Here is an 18,622-nt window from a genome sequence, read left to right as displayed (position 1 = left end):
ACTTGATTTTTTATGCTAATGTTAGGCTAAAGGAGCTTTTCGAAAACTAATGATGAGAAAATGTTTCGACAAGCTCAACATGACACATCGCTCAATAAACCACCAATTTTCTTTAAACAAATATGCGATGGCCCGAAAGGTTATCTCTAAACTCTTTAGGCGTACACCCCTTCTTCTTTTTGAAAATACGATTGAAGTTGGAAATGTTATTGAAACCACAATTATAAGCCACTTCTGATACCGCTTCGGTAGTATCAATTAATTTCCTGGAAGCATGCCCCAAACGTATTTCTATTAAACTATCAATAAAACTTACGCCCGTTCTATTCTTAAAAAACCTGCTGAAAGACACCTCTGTCATGTTGGCAATACGGGCTACCTCAGCTAAAGACACTTGCTTATCAAAATTAAGGTTGATATACTCCATTACCTTCTCTACCCTTCTACTACTGTAAGAAAACTCAGCCTGGCTAAAAGTAGAATCAGAAAGGGTACGCATACTACGTGAGCTAGAAAGATCATGTAAAATAGACATCAGCTCTAACACAGAATCGAAACCGTGTTGCTTGTTAAGCTTAATTAAACGTGGACCAATATTCTTGGCTGTTTCTTCAGAAAAAAGAATACCGCACTTTGCTTTTTCAAACATGTCTCTGATGATTCGTAACTGATTACGTCGCAAAAATTTTTCATCGAACAAATCTTTATGAAACTGAATGGTAACTTCATGAATTTCCTTTCCATTTAATTTATGAGTTTCCCAAACATGGGGCAAATTAGCGCCAACAAGCACCAATTCTATATCGCCAATTTCTTCTATATGGTCTCCTACTACCCTGCGAGCCCCACTGGCATTAACAATATAGTTCAGTTCCATTTCTTCGTGATAATGTAATGGAAAATCAAAATCTTGCTTTTTCCGTTCAAAAATGGTAAAGCAATCGCCGGGAGTAAGCGGCGTAATTTCTTTGATTATATTTGATTGCATAGCATAAATGAATATAAAAACAACTTTAAAGATAAAATAATATCATAACCAAAGATAGGCTTTAAAAACCCTATTCATCAATAAAAAAGGCTATTACAAATACGCAAACCCACACAGGATTACTAAAACTGATATTGAAGCGATAAAAACATTACAAATGGATAAAATAGTATTACTTATTGCAGCACAATGAAGACTAATTTTGATATCAACCAAATAATATATTTATGCTTAATAAACTAACCACTATTTTATTGGCAGTATTTGTATGTATGTTAACCACTACCTTGTGTTTGGCACAAGACAAAAAGTTAACAGGAAAGCTAGTGAACGAAAGCGGTACTCCACTTCCAGGTGCTTCTGTAAGTATCAAAAATTCAAAAATTTCTACAATTACAGACGAGAATGGAAATTTTAGCCTTATGGCGCCAGCAAATGCGCAAACCTTGGTATTCTCTTATTTAGGGATGGAACCACAACAAGTAGCTATTGGCAGTACCACAAATTTCAATATCAGGCTTAAAGAAAGTGCCACCACATTATCAAATATTGTTGTGGTGGGTTATGGCACTGTTAAAAAGAGCGACCTAACAGGTTCTGTAACCAGATTGGAACGAGAAGAATTTATTAGAGATGCTCCAACCAATATTTTGCAAGCCATGCAGGGAAAGATTGCTGGTGTAAACGTTACGCAAAACGATGGTGCCCCAGGTGCAGGTTTAAGCATTAGAATTAGAGGATCTAACTCATTTTTAGGCGGCACTGAGCCACTATATGTGATTGATGGTGTTCCGTTTAACAACTCTAGTTCTGGTTCTACTCCTATGTCAATAGGCGATGACGAAAAACAAACGCTTAACGCCATGTCTTTCATCAACCCAGATGATATTGAAAGTATCGATATTTTAAAAGATGCTTCGGCAACTGCAATTTATGGTTCTCGTGGTGCAAATGGCGTAGTTTTAATTACTACCAGAAAAGGGAAAAGTGGCAAAGACAAAATTGAAGCAAACTTTACAGCAGGAATGGCGCAGGTTTCTAAAAGACTGGATGTTTTGAATGCCGCCGAATATGCGGCCTATCAGAACTTGGCCTACACCAACTCTAACATTTACACAGGTACGGCTTACACCCTGCCTTACAGGGGCGAAAATGTTCCAGACCCAAACAACCCCGGACAAACCTATTATGACAAAGGACCACAGGATTTTATTGGCGACAATAACAATTGGCAAGATAGAATTTTTCGCAGCGGCCTGTACCAAAACTATTCGGTAAATATCAATGGTGGTACCGATGCTGGTACACACAGTATCACTTTTAATTACTTAGACCAAGAAGGAACCATCCAAAATTCAGACTATAACAGATTTGGTTTAGGCCTAAACTTAGGCAGGAACATTAGCAAAACCTTTAAAATCGGAACCAGCACTTCATTGGCCAGCACCCTAACCAACGGCGTAAAAACAGGCACAGATAAATCTGATGCGGCAAGTGCTGGAGTAATTCGCTCGGCACTAACCTTTCCTTCTACCATTTCAGACCCTATTGCTTACGATGGTGTAGGAGATGCTTTTATAACCAACCCGTACATCTATGTAAACGATGTATTGAATAAAGTAAGGGGCTTAAATATTTTCTCTTCCAACTATCTGGAAGCCAAATTCTTGAATAATTTCAAATTTAGGCAGAATGTAGGTTTCAACTATTCTAATAGTGCGAGAGACCAATATTATCCAACAAGCGTTTATGAAGGCTTCTCCATGAGAGGATGGGGCTTAAAGGCTGATAACATTTGGAATAACATTACCTCTGAGAGCATTCTTACTTACGACAAAAAAATTGAAAAACACAGTTTGAACGTAATGGGTGCAGGAACTTTTGAACGCACCAACGGACAGAGCAAAAGAGCCGAAGCAAAAACCTTCCCTAACGATAACCTACAAAATGAAAACCTTGCTGCCGGCGAAGTAATTATGCTGGTAGTTACCAATCGCTATCAATCTACCTTGATTTCATTTTTAGGACGTGCAAACTACAGTTTTGATGATCGTTACCTCTTAACATTATCATATCGCCAAGATGGTTCTAGCAAATTTGGCAAGAATAACAAATGGGCAGGTTTTCCATCGGCCGCAGCCGCTTGGAAAATCTCTAACGAGGATTTCATGAAGAACATAAAAACCATCAGCGATTTAAAATTACGTTTCAGCTATGGAAAAACAGGGAACCAAGGCATAGGATCTTATGCATCTTTAGCAAAATTGAGTGTTTACAACTATGTTTTTGGCGGCGCTGTACAAACAGGTTTAGCTAACGATATATTTGCTGGCCCGGCCAATGAGAAACTAAAATGGGAAACTACCAGTGCTTACAACCTTGGTATAGATGTGGGTCTATTTAAAAATAGGCTAAACCTAACCATAGAAGCTTACAAAAAAATAACCGACGACTTATTGCAGAACCTAACCATTCCATCATCTACAGGTTTTAAAACCAAACTGGTAAATTCTGGCTCTATAGAAAACAAAGGTTTAGAAATTAGCTTAAACGGAACAGTAGTTAAAGCCAAAGATTTCGAGTGGAATTCAAATTTTAACATCTCCTTTAACAGAAATAAAATATTAAGCCTAAGCGCCGATGTAACCGAGCAATATGCCCGCAACATTTCTACTGCGATGCGCCATTTATACAAACGGTGGGCAAACCCATAGGTGCGCTTTACGGCTATGTAGAGGATGGCTACTACGACAATGAAGCCGAAGTAAGAAACGACCCCCAGTACACTAACCAAGGCAATGCTATTATTTTACGCACCATCGGAGAAATCAAGTATAAGAACCTAGACGGCGACCCAACAAGTATGTCGCAAAGCGATAGAACCTTTATTGGCGATGTAAACCCCGATTACACTTTTGGTTTTACCAATAACTTTAAATACAAGCGATTTGATTTAAGTGTATTTGTAAATGGTGTACAAGGCAACGATATTATTAACATGAACACTAGGTTTAATGCTAACCTGGGCACCAACAAAAACATAACCCAAGAAATGGCCGATGGCGCTTGGACTGCGGGCCAAGACAACAGCAATGCTACTGGCCCGAAAATTATGCGTCAGTTCTTTAGAAACCTTTTGTTTAGCAGAAGATTTGTTGAAGATGGTAGTTTCGTTAGGATTAAAAACGTGACTTTAGGTTACGACATTCCCCTAAAATCTACCGTAATTTCGAGAATGCGGGTGGCTGTAGGGGTAAACAACCTATTAACGTTTACCAATTATTCTGGTTTCGACCCAGAGATGAACAGCTACGGAGATAATCCAGCCCTATTTGGTGTAGATTTAGGCGGATACCCAAACAACAGAACCTTCAATTTTTCTTTACGTTGTAATTTTTAACCTTAACAAAATAATCAAATGAAAGCGATTTCAACCTATCTTATGGCATCAGTTTTCGGCTTAGCTTTGTTAAGCACTAGTTCATGCAAAAAAGCTTTAGAAGAAAAACCCTACTCTTTTTATTCGCCAGAAAACTCTTACAATAACCAAAACGATGCCAGAGCCGCCATTAACGGCGTTTATAACGAACTGTACTCTTGGGAATTATTTCAACAACCGTTTTGGAACATGACCGTACTAGACGATGACCACGTATCTGGGGCCGATTGGTATTTAGGCACTACTGGTGCTGGCAACCCGCAATCTTACTGGGGTGTTGATGGTCCTTGGGTGGGCTGCTACGCGATGATTGCCAGAGCAAATACGGTTTTAGAGAACGTCCCTAACATTACCGATATTGATCCCGATATCCAGAAACGTATCATGGGAGAAGCCTACTTTTTACGTGGCTGGGCTTACTTCCAACTTGTACAACTGTATGGCGGCGTGCCTATCAAACTAAAAGCGCTATCGGCTAGCAATCCAGAAACCAATGTACCAAGAGCTACCGTAAAAGAAACTTACGAAGTAGTGATTGCAGATTTTAAGGCAGCAGAAACCAATCTTTTCCAATTGGGACATGCCAAAGCTGGCGAACCAGGCAGAGTAAACCAAGGAGTAGCCAAAGCTTTTTTAGCCAAAACCTACCTAACTATGGCCTCTGGAGCATCTACGGGCAGTATTACCGTACGCGGCGGAACAGACAATGGCTACTACACTTATACCAAAAATGTGGTAGCAGGCTTAGAAGGTTTAGATGCTAGAGCATATTACACCTTAGCAAGAGACAAAGCACAAGAAGTAATTGACAGTGAAAAATACTCCCTCACAGAAAGCTGGAAAGAACTATGGAGCATAGCCGGCAGAAACAATAAAGAACAAATGTGGCAGTTACAATCTTTGGCTGGCACTGTATTCATTAATAACCTTCATAACTATTTCTCAGCTCGCTCTACCTTTGGTGTAGGCGCCGTTTGGACTACCAATAACCATTACAACGACTATGATGTTTTAGACGAACGGGTGCTAGATGGCATTACCCATAATTATCAAACACTGCAAGGTACTTATATTTTTTACCCATCGTGGCAAGCGGCACAATACAAAGTGGTGGGCGGCATTACCTATAACAATACAGGAAGCACAACCGCAGAACGTGCCTACACCATTAAATACGCTAGTGTAGCAGATCCGAGTGTGGCTAATAGCGATGCTTTTTACCCCCTAATGCGTTATTCGGAGGTTTATTTAATGATAGCCGAAGCTGAAAACGAAATTAATGGGGCAAATAGCAGTGCCTATGCAGCACTAAATAAAGTGAGGCTTCGCTCCTTTCCTTTATACACGCCAGCTCCGCCACTACCGCAAACCCCAATACCAGTACCAGAAGCTTATGCACCAGCCAACATGACACCAGAGCAGTTCCGCAGTTTTGTATTGGCAGAACGAGCTAGAGAATTTAACATGGAAGGCATTAGGCGCTTTGATTTAATGCGATGGGGAATTTACTTGCAAGTAATGAATAAAATTGGAACCGGACAGAACAACATCTCGAAAGTGCGTCAAGCAAAAAATTTGTTGCTTCCTATACCGCTCAACGAAATCAACTCAAACACTGCCCTAAAAGGCAAAAACAATCCTAATTGGTAATTTACGAAATTTTTTCAAGATGAAAATGATCAAAAAACATATAAATGCAAGCATAATTTTGCTCACATTTATGGCTATTAGTGCTTGTAAAAAAGATAACAGCGAAAACACCGCTCCGCCAACCTTAAGTTCGGTAACTACCCTTAACGACAGAAATACCTCATTGCAATCTATCGGTTATGGCGAGTGGATCATCATCAAGGGCACCAATTTGAGCACTACTTCGGAAGTAGATTTCAATGGTACTTTGGCTGCCGACTCGCTAACCTACGCTGACGATAACACCATTACCGTAAAAATTCCGGCCAACCTTACAGATCCAATCAACAATCCAATTAAAGTAACCACCAAATATGGTACAGCAACCCTAAACTTCCAAATTAAGCAACCAGGCCCACAAATCGATGATTTTAGTCCTGGAGCAGGTGTAGTTGACGACGAAATTACCATTAACGGCAATTATTACAAGGGAATAACCGGGGTAACCATTAATGGAGTAGCAGCTACTATTGTATCTAGCACACAAACTCAAGTAAAAATTAAAGTGCCAACAGGCGGAACTTTTGGGCAAGTGGTAATTACCACTCCTGTAGGCTCAGTAACAGCTACCAAAACCTTTGGGTTAAAACATGTAATTTATGACGACGGCTTTAAGAATTCTTGGACCAATACTTCGTATTCTACCACTTCGCTTAATTTAGCCAGTACTACCAACACAAGACGAGGAACCTCTGCCATTGACGTGACGCATAAATCGTTCTCTGCTGTACGTTTCAGGTTAGTTTCTAAATTCTCAACAGCAGGTTACAGCATGGTTAAAATATCAATGTTTGGAGGCCCAGGCACACAAGGCAAAAAAGTAAGAATAACAGTTTCTCCTGCCGCAGGAAACTATGAACTCTTACTTAACGAAGGCAAATGGACCGACTACCAAGTACCATTCATCAACATTGGCAATCCTGCAACTATTGAGTACATCACTTTTCAAGAGTTTAGTGGCTTTGCCTCGCAAATATTTATTGATGATGTAGGGTTTTACTAACCTATAATTTTGCTGTATATCTTAGTCTAAACCATTTTTAACCAAACAAACTATGAAGAAAATTTTATTACTCTTGTTAATAGCTACCAGTAGCCACTGCCAAGTATATGCGCAAGAATTAAGTAATAAAAATGCCACCAAAGCCACCAAAGCACTTTACCAGAACCTCCATAAGCTAAGCAAAAAACAGGTGCTTTTTGGCCATCAAGATGATTTGGCTTATGGTGTTGGCTGGAAGTACGAACCTGGCAAAAGCGACATCAAAGAAACCGTAAACGATTATCCTGCAGTATATGGCTGGGACCTTGGAAAAATAGAACATCAACGAGAAAAAAACTTGGATGGCGTACCTTTTGACAAAATGCGTGAATACATCAAAACTGCGCATCAAAAAGGTGCGGTAATTACCATTAGCTGGCATGCCGATAACCCACTTACCAATGGTTCATCTTGGGACACAGCTCATCACACCGTTAAATCTATTTTACCAAATGGCGAAAAACACGAAATCTTCAAAACCTGGCTTGATAGGGTTAGTGTTTTCTTACAAAGCTTAAAAAATGCCAAAGGCGAAGAAATTCCTGTTTTATTTAGGCCGTTTCACGAGTTAAAGGGCAAATGGTTTTGGTGGGGAAGAAACACAACCTCCCCAGAAGAGTATAAAGCAATTTGGAGGTTTACCGTAAACTATTTGCAAAATCAAAAAAAGTTAAACAACCTTATTTGGGTTTACAACACCAACGAATTTGATAACGAAAATGAATTTTTAGAAAGCTACCCAGGAGATGATGTAGTAGATGTTTTAAGCTTCGATCAATATCAATATGGCATTGAGGGAAAGAAAAAATTCATCAACACTGTTAAAAAGCAACTTGATATTACTACCAAACTAGCCACAGAAAAGAACAAACTTTCGGCTTTCGCAGAAACAGGTTTCGAAAACATTCCAGACCCAAGTTGGTGGACAGGAACACTATGGCCAGCCATCAAAGACTATCCTATTTCTTATGTGTTGGTGTGGCGCAACGCAGGCTACATGCCATCAACAAAAAAAATGCACTATTACGCACCCTACAAAGGGCAGGCATCTGCTAAAGACTTCAAGAAATTTTACCAAAACAAAAAAGTATGGTTTGAGAAAATGCTAAGCACCAAAAACCTATACCAAACCAAATGAAGCGTTCACGAGTAAACTACCATTAACACATCGTAATGATAATTTACTCGTGGCAAGCTCCTCCGATAAATCGCAACAAGCTATCTCACAAATAAAAACATATAGATCACTAGATGAACTTACAACTAATAGATATTGCCATTCTTGTTGTTTACCTTATTACCATGGTAATGATTGGCTTTTACATGAAAAACAAAGCCAAGCAAGACAAAGAAAGTTACCTTATGGGTGGCAAAAAACTGCCTTGGTATATGCTCGGATTAAGCGATGCCAGCGATATGTTCGACATTAGCGGCACCATGTGGATGGTTTCACTCTGTTTCGTATACGGCTTTAAAAGCATTTGGATACCTTGGTTGTGGCCGGTATTTAACCAGGTTTTTATGATGATGTTTCTTTCTAAATGGCTAAGAAGATCTAACGCCACTACTGGCGCCGAATGGTTAAAAACAAGATTTGGAATAACCGGAAAAGGGGTAACGGGCTCTCACGCCATCGTAATTGCATTTGCCTTAATTAGCTGTTTGGGCTTCTTAGCTTATGGCTTTGTTGGCTTGGGCAAATTTATTGAAATTTTTATCCCTTGGGAATACGTACAAAACTATATACCTTTTACTGTACCTGCTAAATATGTACCGCATTTTTACGGCATTGTATTTACGCTTTTTGCCATGTTCTATTCCATTTTAGGGGGTATGCACAGCATTGTTTTGGGCGATGCCATTAAATATGCCATCATGACTTTAGCTTGCATAGCCATTGGTGTTATTGCGATAATGCACTTACAAAACCAAAAGCTTAATGTACCTACCGGATGGAATACCCCATTTTTTAGTTGGAAATTAGATATGGATTGGAGCGCCATTGCAGCCGAGGCCAATAAAAAAATAGAAGAAGATGGTTTCAGCTTGTTTGGAGCTTTCTTTATGATGATGCTACTCAAAGGTGTTTTTGCTTCTCTTGCAGGCCCAGCACCAAATTACGATATGCAGAAAATTTTAAGTACCCGCAGCCCAAAAGAAGCCAGCAAAATGACAGGTTTTGTGAGTATTGTGCTACTACCAATCCGCTATTCTATGGTAACTGGCTTAACGGTTTTGGCTTTGCTCTACTATAATCAATTGTACTTAAAAGGGCCAGATGGCGTAACCGATTTTGAAAGAATATTACCTGCAACAATTAACAACTTTTTACCAGTGGGAGTTTTAGGCCTAGTGCTTACTGGATTATTGGGTGCTTTTATGGGCACGTTTAGCGGCACCTTAAATGCGGCGCAAGCCTATATTGTAAACGATATTTACCTCAAGTACATTAATCCAGCGGCAGCAACCAAAAAAATTATTTACATGAATTACATTATAGGCGTTGTAGTAGTAGCCGCAGGAATAGGCTTTGGTTTTTTAACCAAAGATGTGAATAACATTTTACAATGGATTGTAGGCGGCCTATATGGCGGTTATGTTGCTGCCAACTGCTTAAAATGGTATTGGTGGCGCTTTAATGCCAATGGCTTTTTTTGGGGAATGGCTGTGGGAGTTGGCGCAGCACTATTAATGCCTTACGTTACTACCGGACTGCCGCTATTTTGGTGGCCAGCACTTTTCTTACTATCGTTAGCCGGATGTTTAATTGGCACTTACACCGCCCCCGCTACCGACATTAAAGTACTGAAATCTTTCTATAGCACCGTAAAACCATGGGGCTTTTGGCAACCTATACACCAATTAGTAGCTGCAGAAAACCCCTCTTTCCAACAAAACAAAAATTTCAAACTCGATATGTTTAACGTGGCCATTGGTATTGTTGCTCAATTGTGCCTAACCATATTTCCAATGTATTTAATTACCGGTATGTACCTGCCGTTGCTAGTAACTATAGCCATTTTAGCAGTTATCGTTACCATTTTAAAAAGAACCTGGTGGAATAGATTAGAAGATTAAGATTATGAACACGAATTTCAAAGAGCGCATCTTGCAAATGGCTACAGCGCAAACTCAATTGCTAGAAAAACAAAACACACCAATTAATTTTAATAATGGCGTTTATCAACGTTATCAAAACCCCGTGCTTACAGCCAAGCATATTCCTTTCAATTGGAAATACGACCTCAACGAGGCTACCAATCCGTTTTTGATAGAACGCTTTGGCATCAACGCGGTGTTAAACCCAGGCGCAATAAAATGGAATGGAAAATATATTTTGATGGCAAGAGTCGAAGGCATAGACAGAAAATCGTTTTTTGCCATTGCCGAAAGCCCCAATGGCATAGATAATTTCAAATTTTGGGACTACCCTATTGAAATGCCCGAAACAGAAAACCCAGACACTAATATTTACGATATCAGATTGGTAGCACATGAAGACGGTTGGGTTTATGGCCTTTTTTGCACCGAAAGAAGAGATCTAAGCGCTAGCGAAGGCGATCAATCTGCTGCTATTGCTCAATGTGGTATTGCCCGCACCAAAGATTTAAAGAACTGGGAACGCTTGGCCGACCTTAAAACCAACTCGCCACAACAGCGAAACGTAGTATTACATCCAGAATTTGTAGCGGGCTGCTATGCTTTTTACACCCGCCCGCAAGATAGTTTTATAGAAGCAGGTAAAGGTGGAGGCATTGGCTTCGGCTTATCTAAAGCTATTGAAAATGCCTTGGTTGACGAAGAAATTGTTATCGATAAAAAAGTTTACCATACTGTTTACGAAGCAAAAAACGGACAAGGGCCGGCCCCAATCAAAACCGAAAAAGGATGGTTGCACTTGGCGCATGGCGTTAGAAATACCGCCGCTGGCTTGCGCTACGTACTCTATATGTTCATGACCGATTTGCACGATTTAACCAAAGTAATTCATAAACCTGCCGGATATCTTATTGCGCCAGAGGAAGATGAGCGAATTGGCGACGTTTCTAACGTAGTGTTTTGCAACGGATGGATTGCAGATGAAGATGGCAAAGTGTATATTTACTATGCTTCATCAGACACCCGCATACATGTAGCTACAAGTACAATTGAACAATTATTAGATTACGTAGCCAACAACCCCGAAGATGGGCTACGCTCTGCCGCTACGGTGCAAACCATCATTAATATTATTGATGCCAATAAAAGCTTGGCCAAAAAAACTGAGAACACCTTACATTTGAACGGACAAGTAGCACGCCCCTGAATGCAGGCACTAAAAAATTTTAAACCAGCCTTAGAAGCAGAATTACAAGATTTGCTCAGTTGGTGGTCTACTCACACCTTAGACCACCAGCTTGGGGGTTTTTATGGCCAAATTAACAACGCAAACCAGGCCATAAATTCTCCAAAGGGATTGGTGCTCAATGCCCGTATATTGTACACTTTTTCATCAGCCTACTTATTAAAACCAAAACCAACATACCTAGAAATTGCGGATAGAGCTTACAACTATTTAGTAGATTTTTTTCAGGATAGAAAAAACGGAGGTTTTTATTGGTCGCTTACACCAGAAGGGCTACCTCTAGACACCAAAAAGCAAGTTTACGGGCAAGCTTTTGCCATTTATGCACTAGCCGAATATTACAAAATAAACAATAGCAAAGCCGAATTAGATTTAGCAAAAAGCACTTATCAATTAATAGAAGAACACAGCTTCGATAAAGTAAACAGTGGCTATATAGAGGCGCACGCACAAAATTGGCAGGCAACAGACAATTTGCGATTGAGCGAAAAAGATCAAAATGATAAAAAATCGATGAATACGCATCTGCACATCATCGAAGCTTATGCAAATCTGTATCTGGTTTGGCCTAACAATCAATTAAAAATTGCCATACAAAAACTCTTAACAAACTTTAAAAATCATATCATTCATACAGAAACTGGGCATTTACAATTGTTTTTTAATATGGATTGGGAAGTAAAATCTAACTTGGTTTCTTTTGGACACGATATAGAGGCTGTTTGGCTTTTACTAGAAGCTGCAGAAATAATTAATGATAAAGAAGAAATCCAGGACTTTAAAATATTAGCTTTAAAAATGGCCGATGCGGCTTCACAAGGTCTACACAAAAACGGTGGCTTAGTCTACGAATTTAATCCAATTAACCAACATTGGATTAACGAATTTCATTGGTGGCCACAAGCAGAGGCTATGGTAGGTTTTTTTAATGCTTGGCAAATATCGGGTAACGAAAATTATTTAAACGCTACATTTAAAGTTTGGAATTTCATTAAAAACCATTTAAAAGACAACAAAAATGGCGAATGGTTTTGGGGTTTACACGAAGATCATTCTATAATGAAAAACGAAGACAAAGCTGGCTTTTGGAAATGTCCTTATCACAACGGCAGAGCTTGTATTGAAATTATTAAGAGAATTAACAAAATAGCTTCTTAATACAACGTACATAGCATAACAAATTTTACTTTAAACAGTCTTTTTCCTCAATTTTTACACCTGCCGTGATTAGAAAAATATCGCTCAATTTTTCTCATATAATTTAAAAGCCTCATTACTTACCATGAAAAAATGACTTGAATTTTGCAATCAACAGGTAGTAATTATTCGTTATTTGTACTACAAAACAAAAATAATAATTATGCAAACAACAAGTGTTAAAGCTTTTGGTACTACGGCACCCGAAGCAGATTTAGCTCCTCTGAGCATTAACCGTAGAGCAGTACAGCCAAACGATGTAGAAATTGAGATTTTGTACTGTGGCGTTTGCCATTCGGATTTACATACCGCCCGCAACGACTGGGGTGGTTCTATTTACCCAGCAGTACCCGGACACGAAATTGTAGGTAAAATTACCGCAGTGGGTAGCGAAGTAAGCAAATTTAAAGTAGGCGATTTAGCAGGCGTTGGCTGTATTGTAGACTCCTGCAAAACCTGTAGCAGCTGCCAACAAGATTTGGAACAATATTGCTTAAACGGTTTTATTGGCACTTATAATGGTAAAGATTTGCACTTGGGCGGGCAAACCTTTGGTGGCTATTCAGAAAAAGTAATAGTTAAGGAAGATTTTGTGCTGGCTGTACCTGCCAACCTAGATTTAGCTGCGGTAGCTCCATTATTATGTGCTGGCATTACCACGTGGTCACCATTAAAGCACTGGAATGTGAAAGAAGGCAGCAAAGTTGCCGTGATAGGCTTAGGTGGTTTAGGTCACATGGCCATTAAATTAGCAAAAGGTTTAGGAGCAAATGTTACCTTGTTTTCTAGAACACCAGATAAAACTGAAGATGCCAAAGCATTGGGTGCAGATACGGTAGTAATTTCTACAGACAAAGCGCAAATGAGAGCGGTAAGTGGGCACTTCGATTTGATTATCGATACTGTTCCTTATGTGCACGATCTAAATCCTTACATAGCTACTTTAAACATTAACGGAACTTTGGTTTTAGTAGGCTATTTAGGCGGATTAGAAGATATGTTAAACACCGTACCAATGATTTTGGGTCGTAAATCGGTAGCTGGGTCGGTAATTGGTGGCATTGCCGAAACTCAAGAAATGTTAGATTTCTGCGGAGAAAAGGGTATCGTTTCTGAAATAGAAATCATTAAAATGCAGGAAATTAACCAAGCTTACGAGCGTATGCTAAAAAGCGATGTACGTTATCGTTTCGTAATTGATATGGCATCGTTAAAAAACAGTTAAAAACTTGCCACAGATGCACAGATAAAATAATATGATTTAAATTATCCGTGCACCTGTGGCTACTTCTCTGCACTTTGTCAGTCTGAGCTTGTCGAAGACTTATTATAATCATTCTATTGCTATTGTAATACTACCTTTAAGATTCCCGCCTACGCGGGAATGACGCGATGATGAACGAAACTACTGTATCAAATTTGAGCGATTATCAAATCCCAACTTATTTTTCTTACTTTTATTTAGGGATTGCGCAACGCATATCTCCAACAAACAAAACAATTTCATTTAATAAATCCGTTGTCTTAAGCGATAAACATCCTTTATGAAGCAGGAGTACAATTTTTCTCGCAGGTTTTTCCTTAAAACCTCGTCGGCACTTGGTGCGTTGGCTTTTATCCCTAAAGGAGTAAAAGCATTTTACGAAGAGGTCAAAAACTTTATCGTACCACCAAAAGAGCAAATTCCGTTAAAGGTTTCTATCAATAAAAAAAGTTACGCTATAAAGGCGGATACACGAACTACGTTGTTAGATTTGCTACGCGAAGATTTGAACTTAACCGGAGCCAAAAAAGGTTGCGACCATGGGCAATGCGGTGCCTGTACCGTTCATGTAGATGGGCAGCGGGTACTCAGCTGTCTTACCTTGGCGGCCACTTTACCGGGCAAAGAGGTAACCACCATAGAAGGTTTGGCCAATGGTAACCAACTTCATCCAATGCAAGAAGCTTTTATCGAGTGCGATGGTTTCCAATGTGGTTATTGTACCCCGGGGCAAATCATGTCGGCGGTGGCTTGTGTAAACGAAGGCCATACCAAATCTGTTGCTGAAATTAAGGAGTTTATGAGCGGCAACCTCTGCCGTTGTGGTGCTTATAACGGAATTGTAGAATCTATCCAAAAAGTTGCTGCACAATGAGACCATTTCTATTTTCAAAATCTACTGCGGCTAATCAGGCTTTAGCAAAGAAAAACAGTACCACACAGTTCATTGCTGGTGGTACTAACTTGGTAGACTTGATGAAAAAACATATTGCCAATCCAGAAAGCTTGGTAGATATTTCATCGGCTTTGCCCAATAAAGTAGAAAATACAGCAAAAGGCATTAGCATTGGTGCAATGATGCGAAATAGCGCTACCGCAAATGATCCAAGCATTTTAACAAAAGCTCCGTTGGTAGCCAAAGCAATTTTAGCGGGTGCTTCGCCACAAATACGCAACATGGCCAGTGCTGGCGGCAATTTGTTACAGCGCACCCGTTGCCCCTATTTTTATGATGTAACTACGCCGTGCAATAAACGCCAACCTGGTTCGGGCTGTAGCGCTATCAATGGCGAAAACAGAATGAGTGCCCTTGCTGGTTACAGCGAACAATGCGTAGCCGTTCATCCTTCAGATTTGTGTGTAGCACTGGCCGCTTTAGATGCCAACGTAAAAATGCTCGATAAGGCTGGAAAAACACAGACCATTGCATTTACAGATTTTCATAGGCTACCAGACACAACGCCAGAACGCGACAATAATTTACCTGCAAATGCACTAATCCAAGCTATCGAAATTACAGATAATCCCTTTGCTAAAAACTGCGCTTATGTTAAACTTAGAGATAGAGAAAGTTATGCTTTTGCACTAATTTCGGTAGCTGCGGCCTTGCATTTAAATGGCGATAAAATTATAGAAGCTAGATTGGCCTCTGGCGGTGTAGCGCACAAACCTTGGCGCTGGCTCCAAGCAGAGCAATATTTAAAAGGCAAAACGGCCAATGCAGCAACTTTCGAAGCTGCTGCAAATATCGCCATTAAAGGCTTGAAACCTTTGGCACATAATGGTTTTAAAATCCCGATGTTAAAAGGGGCTATTGAAACTGCTTTACAACAATGCTTGGATCGTTAATCGTTCTTCGATAATCGAGAAGTGAAAAACAATAAACAAAAAAACATGGGATTTTTTGATGAACCTTTTGATTTAATGGCAACAACCGATAGACGTGTAGAAGGCGTAGCCAAAGTAACTGGCGCTGGCAAATACGCTGCAGAATATCAAGTCAACGGACTTTGCCATGCCGTGTTAGTAGGTAGCACTGTAGCCGCTGGCACTATTAAAAGTATTAACATAGACAATGCCAAGCAAGTAAGTGGCGTGCTAGAGATAATTACACACTTAAATAAGCCCTTTGTACCAGGTTTAGCCGACGAAGCAAAAATTAAAGAAGCTAGATTAGGTTTTGCCATTTTTCATACCGACAAAATCTATTTTAAAGGCCAGCCAATTGCCATGATAGTTGCAGAAACCTTAGAAGACGCTACTTATGCGGCATCTTTAGTAACGGCAAGCTATGAAAAAACCGAAGCTCACGTAGATTTTGATGCGGCGCTTAAAAACGTTCAGCTTACTGCGGCAGGAAAAGATCGTGGAAATACAGATGCCTTAAACAACGCTACACAAGTAGTTGAGGCCGAATACAACATTAAATCCGAGGTGCACAACCCAATGGAGATGCATGCCACCATTGCTGAATGGAAAGCTGATGATAAACTGAAACTTTTCGACAAGAACCAAGGCGTAAATAGCGTACAGCGTACTTTTGCCAAGCTATTTAATATCCCAACGGATAACATTGAAGTGATTAGCGAATTTGTAGGTGGCGGGTTTGGCTCTGGTTTACGGGTTTGGCCCCATGCCTTGGCTTGCATTATGGCGGCAAAACAGGTTAAACGCCCAGTAAAACTGATGTTAACCCGTCCACAGATGTTTCACTCGGTGGGTTATCGCCCTGCGGCTTGGCAAAAAATCAAATTAGGTGCTAATGCCGATGGCAAGTTTGTAGGCATACACCACCAAGCTAAAAATGGAACATCTGTTTACGAAAATTTTAATGAGGGCATTACTCGTGTAACCCGACTGATTTATCATTTCGAGAACTTGAAAACCGAAGCAGCCACAGTTCCGCTAAATTTATCTACACCAACTTGGATGCGTGGCCCCGGCGACTGTACCGGAGATTTTGCCATAGAAAGTGCTATTGATGAGTTGAGCTACAAACTTAACATAGACCCTGTGGCTTTAAGAATGAAGAACTTGGCCTTAGACAAACATCCAGATAATGGAATGCCGTGGTCTACCAACTACATTAACGAGTGTATTGAAAAAGGTGCCCAAATGATAGGCTGGAAAGATAGGAAACCAGCGCACTCGCAAAGTATTGATGGCGATTGGAGCATTGGCTATGGCATGGCTGTAGGCGCTTGGAATGCCGGCAGAGGCAATGCAAGCGCAGGCATACAAATGCAGAAAGACGGAGCTATTACCGTACAAACGGCGATGACCGACATTGGTACCGGAACCGGAGTTTCGATGCAGAACATTGCCCACGAACAAACAGGGATTTCTAAAAACAAAATTAATATTGAATTAGGCAATTCTAACCTCCCACCTGCACCTAGTCAGGGCGGCAGTAACGGCTTATCTTCTATTGGCGGGGCGGTTGTGGCTGTCGTAAGTGCATTAAAATTGAAGCTGGCAGGATATGCCTCGGCACAAAATGAGGCTTATCAAAACGCTGCACCTGCTGATATTTTACTATCGGATAGTGGCATTTCGTTGAAAACACCAAACAATCAGTTCATCAGCTATGCTGCACTTTGGGAAAAAAATAATTTAGACGTTTTAGAAGTTGAGGCAAGTTCTGGCCCGGGAGCCGAGCGACAAAAATATGCGTTTTGTTCTTCCGCAGCGCATTTTTGCAAAGTAAGGGTTAACCGAAAAACGGGAAAAGTAAAACTAGAAAGAATGGTAACCGTAGCCGATGGTGGTAAAATCATCAGCGAAAAGGCGGCAGCCAACCAAATGTCTGGCGCAGCGGTGGGCGGTATTGGGATGGCCTTAATGGAAGAACAGCAAACCGACGAACGTTTGGGCACTTTGGTAGGTAATGATTTTGCGGGCTATCACTTTCCGGTAAATGCCGATGCGCCAATTATTGAAGTTGCTTTTGTGAACAAACCAGATCCGAATATCAATCCGCAAGGTTCTAAAGGTTTAGGCGAAGTAGGTATTATTGGTACAGCGGCAGCCATTGCCAATGCCATTTACAATGCCACAGGAAAGCGATTGAGAGATTTACCAATTACACCAGATAAGGTATTGTTGGGGTAAATATTTTGTTAGACTTACGAAGTTTTGAAAACTTCGTAAGTCTTAAAAGGCCTTTTGTACTCTTGCCATGTTAAGCTTGTAGAAACATTTGCTATAGTATTCGACAAGCTCAGACTGACGGGATGCAAAACACTCAGCAGTTACCAACTCTCATCGGCAGCTTCTCGGCGTTCTTTATCGCTCAAGCCACTTTCTAAATGGTCTATTTTACCATCGGCTTCTGCCGCATTTGTTCTTTCTTTTTCAGATAAGCCACCAATTAAGGTTCCACTTGCAGCACTTCTCGAATCATCTGCTGCACTATCAACCGATTTATTTTCTGCCTCCGCAGCTTGTAACCGTTCTTTATCACTCAGCCCAGAAAGTACATTTTCCTGAGATTTGATTGCTACATTAGCACCTTCTTGTTGGCTTTTGATATCCTGGTTTTCTGAATTATTTTGATTTTCCATTTTACTAGTATTAGATTATTGGATGGAAATACTCCTTCCAGTTACCTAATAGTTTTTGTTAGTAAAAAGTTTTAGTAAAGTACACAAAACCATTAA

14 protein-coding genes are annotated in these 18,622 nt (G+C 40.2%); 12 read left to right on the top strand and 2 right to left on the bottom strand.

Features of this window, described 5'->3' with window-relative positions; translation table 11 throughout:
* Positions 1 to 112 precede the first annotated feature (112 nt).
* Entirely contained in the window at positions 113 to 988 is an 876-nt protein-coding gene (locus OVA16_RS08935) for an AraC family transcriptional regulator (RefSeq protein ID WP_267764998.1), read from the bottom strand.
* A 227-nt stretch (positions 989 to 1,215) separates the two neighbouring features.
* Between OVA16_RS08935 and OVA16_RS08930 the strand changes: the two genes are divergently transcribed.
* The 12 genes from OVA16_RS08930 (at position 1,216) to OVA16_RS08875 (ending at position 18,074) form a co-directional block, all read left to right on the top strand.
* Positions 1,216 to 3,702: a SusC/RagA family TonB-linked outer membrane protein gene (locus tag OVA16_RS08930; protein ID WP_267764996.1), complete on the top strand. Its 2,487-nt coding sequence runs from the start codon at positions 1,216 to 1,218 to the stop codon at positions 3,700 to 3,702.
* Positions 3,687 to 4,388 (top strand): hypothetical protein, encoded by a 702-nt coding sequence (locus tag OVA16_RS08925; RefSeq protein ID WP_267764995.1) that lies wholly within the window; start codon positions 3,687 to 3,689, stop codon positions 4,386 to 4,388. The genes OVA16_RS08930 and OVA16_RS08925 overlap by 16 nt, the downstream gene beginning before the upstream one ends.
* Positions 4,389 to 4,406: 18 nt before the next feature.
* Positions 4,407 to 6,077, top strand: coding sequence for a RagB/SusD family nutrient uptake outer membrane protein (locus tag OVA16_RS08920; protein ID WP_267764994.1), 1,671 nt, complete (start codon positions 4,407 to 4,409; stop codon positions 6,075 to 6,077).
* A gap of 25 nt (positions 6,078 to 6,102) precedes the next feature.
* Positions 6,103 to 7,119: an IPT/TIG domain-containing protein gene (locus OVA16_RS08915; RefSeq protein ID WP_267764993.1), complete on the top strand. Its 1,017-nt coding sequence runs from the start codon at positions 6,103 to 6,105 to the stop codon at positions 7,117 to 7,119.
* A 52-nt stretch (positions 7,120 to 7,171) separates the two neighbouring features.
* Positions 7,172 to 8,296 carry a glycoside hydrolase family 26 protein gene (locus OVA16_RS08910; RefSeq protein WP_267764991.1) on the top strand — a complete coding sequence of 375 codons (1,125 nt, stop codon included), beginning with the start codon at positions 7,172 to 7,174 and terminating at the stop codon, positions 8,294 to 8,296.
* A 113-nt stretch (positions 8,297 to 8,409) separates the two neighbouring features.
* The gene (locus tag OVA16_RS08905) at positions 8,410 to 10,236 is read left to right on the top strand and encodes a sodium:solute symporter family protein (RefSeq protein ID WP_267764989.1); all 1,827 of its coding nucleotides are present in this window, start codon (positions 8,410 to 8,412) and stop codon (positions 10,234 to 10,236) included.
* Positions 10,237 to 10,240: 4 nt separating this feature from the next.
* Entirely contained in the window at positions 10,241 to 11,464 is a 1,224-nt protein-coding gene (locus tag OVA16_RS08900) for a glycosidase (RefSeq protein WP_324288582.1), read from the top strand.
* The gene (locus OVA16_RS08895) at positions 11,465 to 12,661 is read left to right on the top strand and encodes an AGE family epimerase/isomerase (protein ID WP_267764988.1); all 1,197 of its coding nucleotides are present in this window, start codon (positions 11,465 to 11,467) and stop codon (positions 12,659 to 12,661) included.
* 202 nt (positions 12,662 to 12,863) lie between these two features.
* Positions 12,864 to 13,925, top strand: coding sequence for an NAD(P)-dependent alcohol dehydrogenase (locus OVA16_RS08890; RefSeq protein ID WP_267764985.1), 1,062 nt, complete (start codon positions 12,864 to 12,866; stop codon positions 13,923 to 13,925).
* Between the two features lie 319 nt (positions 13,926 to 14,244).
* A complete protein-coding gene (locus OVA16_RS08885; protein WP_267764984.1) occupies positions 14,245 to 14,838 on the top strand; it encodes a (2Fe-2S)-binding protein in 594 nt (197 codons plus the stop codon).
* On the top strand, positions 14,835 to 15,812 hold the full coding sequence (locus tag OVA16_RS08880; protein ID WP_267764983.1) for an FAD binding domain-containing protein: 978 nt from the start codon (positions 14,835 to 14,837) through the stop codon (positions 15,810 to 15,812). The genes OVA16_RS08885 and OVA16_RS08880 overlap by 4 nt, the downstream gene beginning before the upstream one ends.
* 45 nt (positions 15,813 to 15,857) lie before the next feature.
* Positions 15,858 to 18,074 carry a xanthine dehydrogenase family protein molybdopterin-binding subunit gene (locus OVA16_RS08875; protein WP_267764981.1) on the top strand — a complete coding sequence of 739 codons (2,217 nt, stop codon included), beginning with the start codon at positions 15,858 to 15,860 and terminating at the stop codon, positions 18,072 to 18,074.
* A gap of 140 nt (positions 18,075 to 18,214) precedes the next feature.
* Here OVA16_RS08875 and OVA16_RS08870 read toward each other — a convergent pair whose 3' ends face one another.
* Positions 18,215 to 18,526: a hypothetical protein gene (locus tag OVA16_RS08870; RefSeq protein WP_267764979.1), complete on the bottom strand. Its 312-nt coding sequence runs from the start codon at positions 18,524 to 18,526 to the stop codon at positions 18,215 to 18,217.
* Positions 18,527 to 18,622: the final 96 nt, after the last annotated feature.

This window comes from Pedobacter sp. SL55 (assembly GCF_026625705.1).
Taxonomy (GTDB): domain Bacteria; phylum Bacteroidota; class Bacteroidia; order Sphingobacteriales; family Sphingobacteriaceae; genus Pedobacter.
The sequence above is the reverse complement of the archived record's forward strand: the minus strand, read 5'-3'. Positions and strand labels throughout refer to the sequence as shown.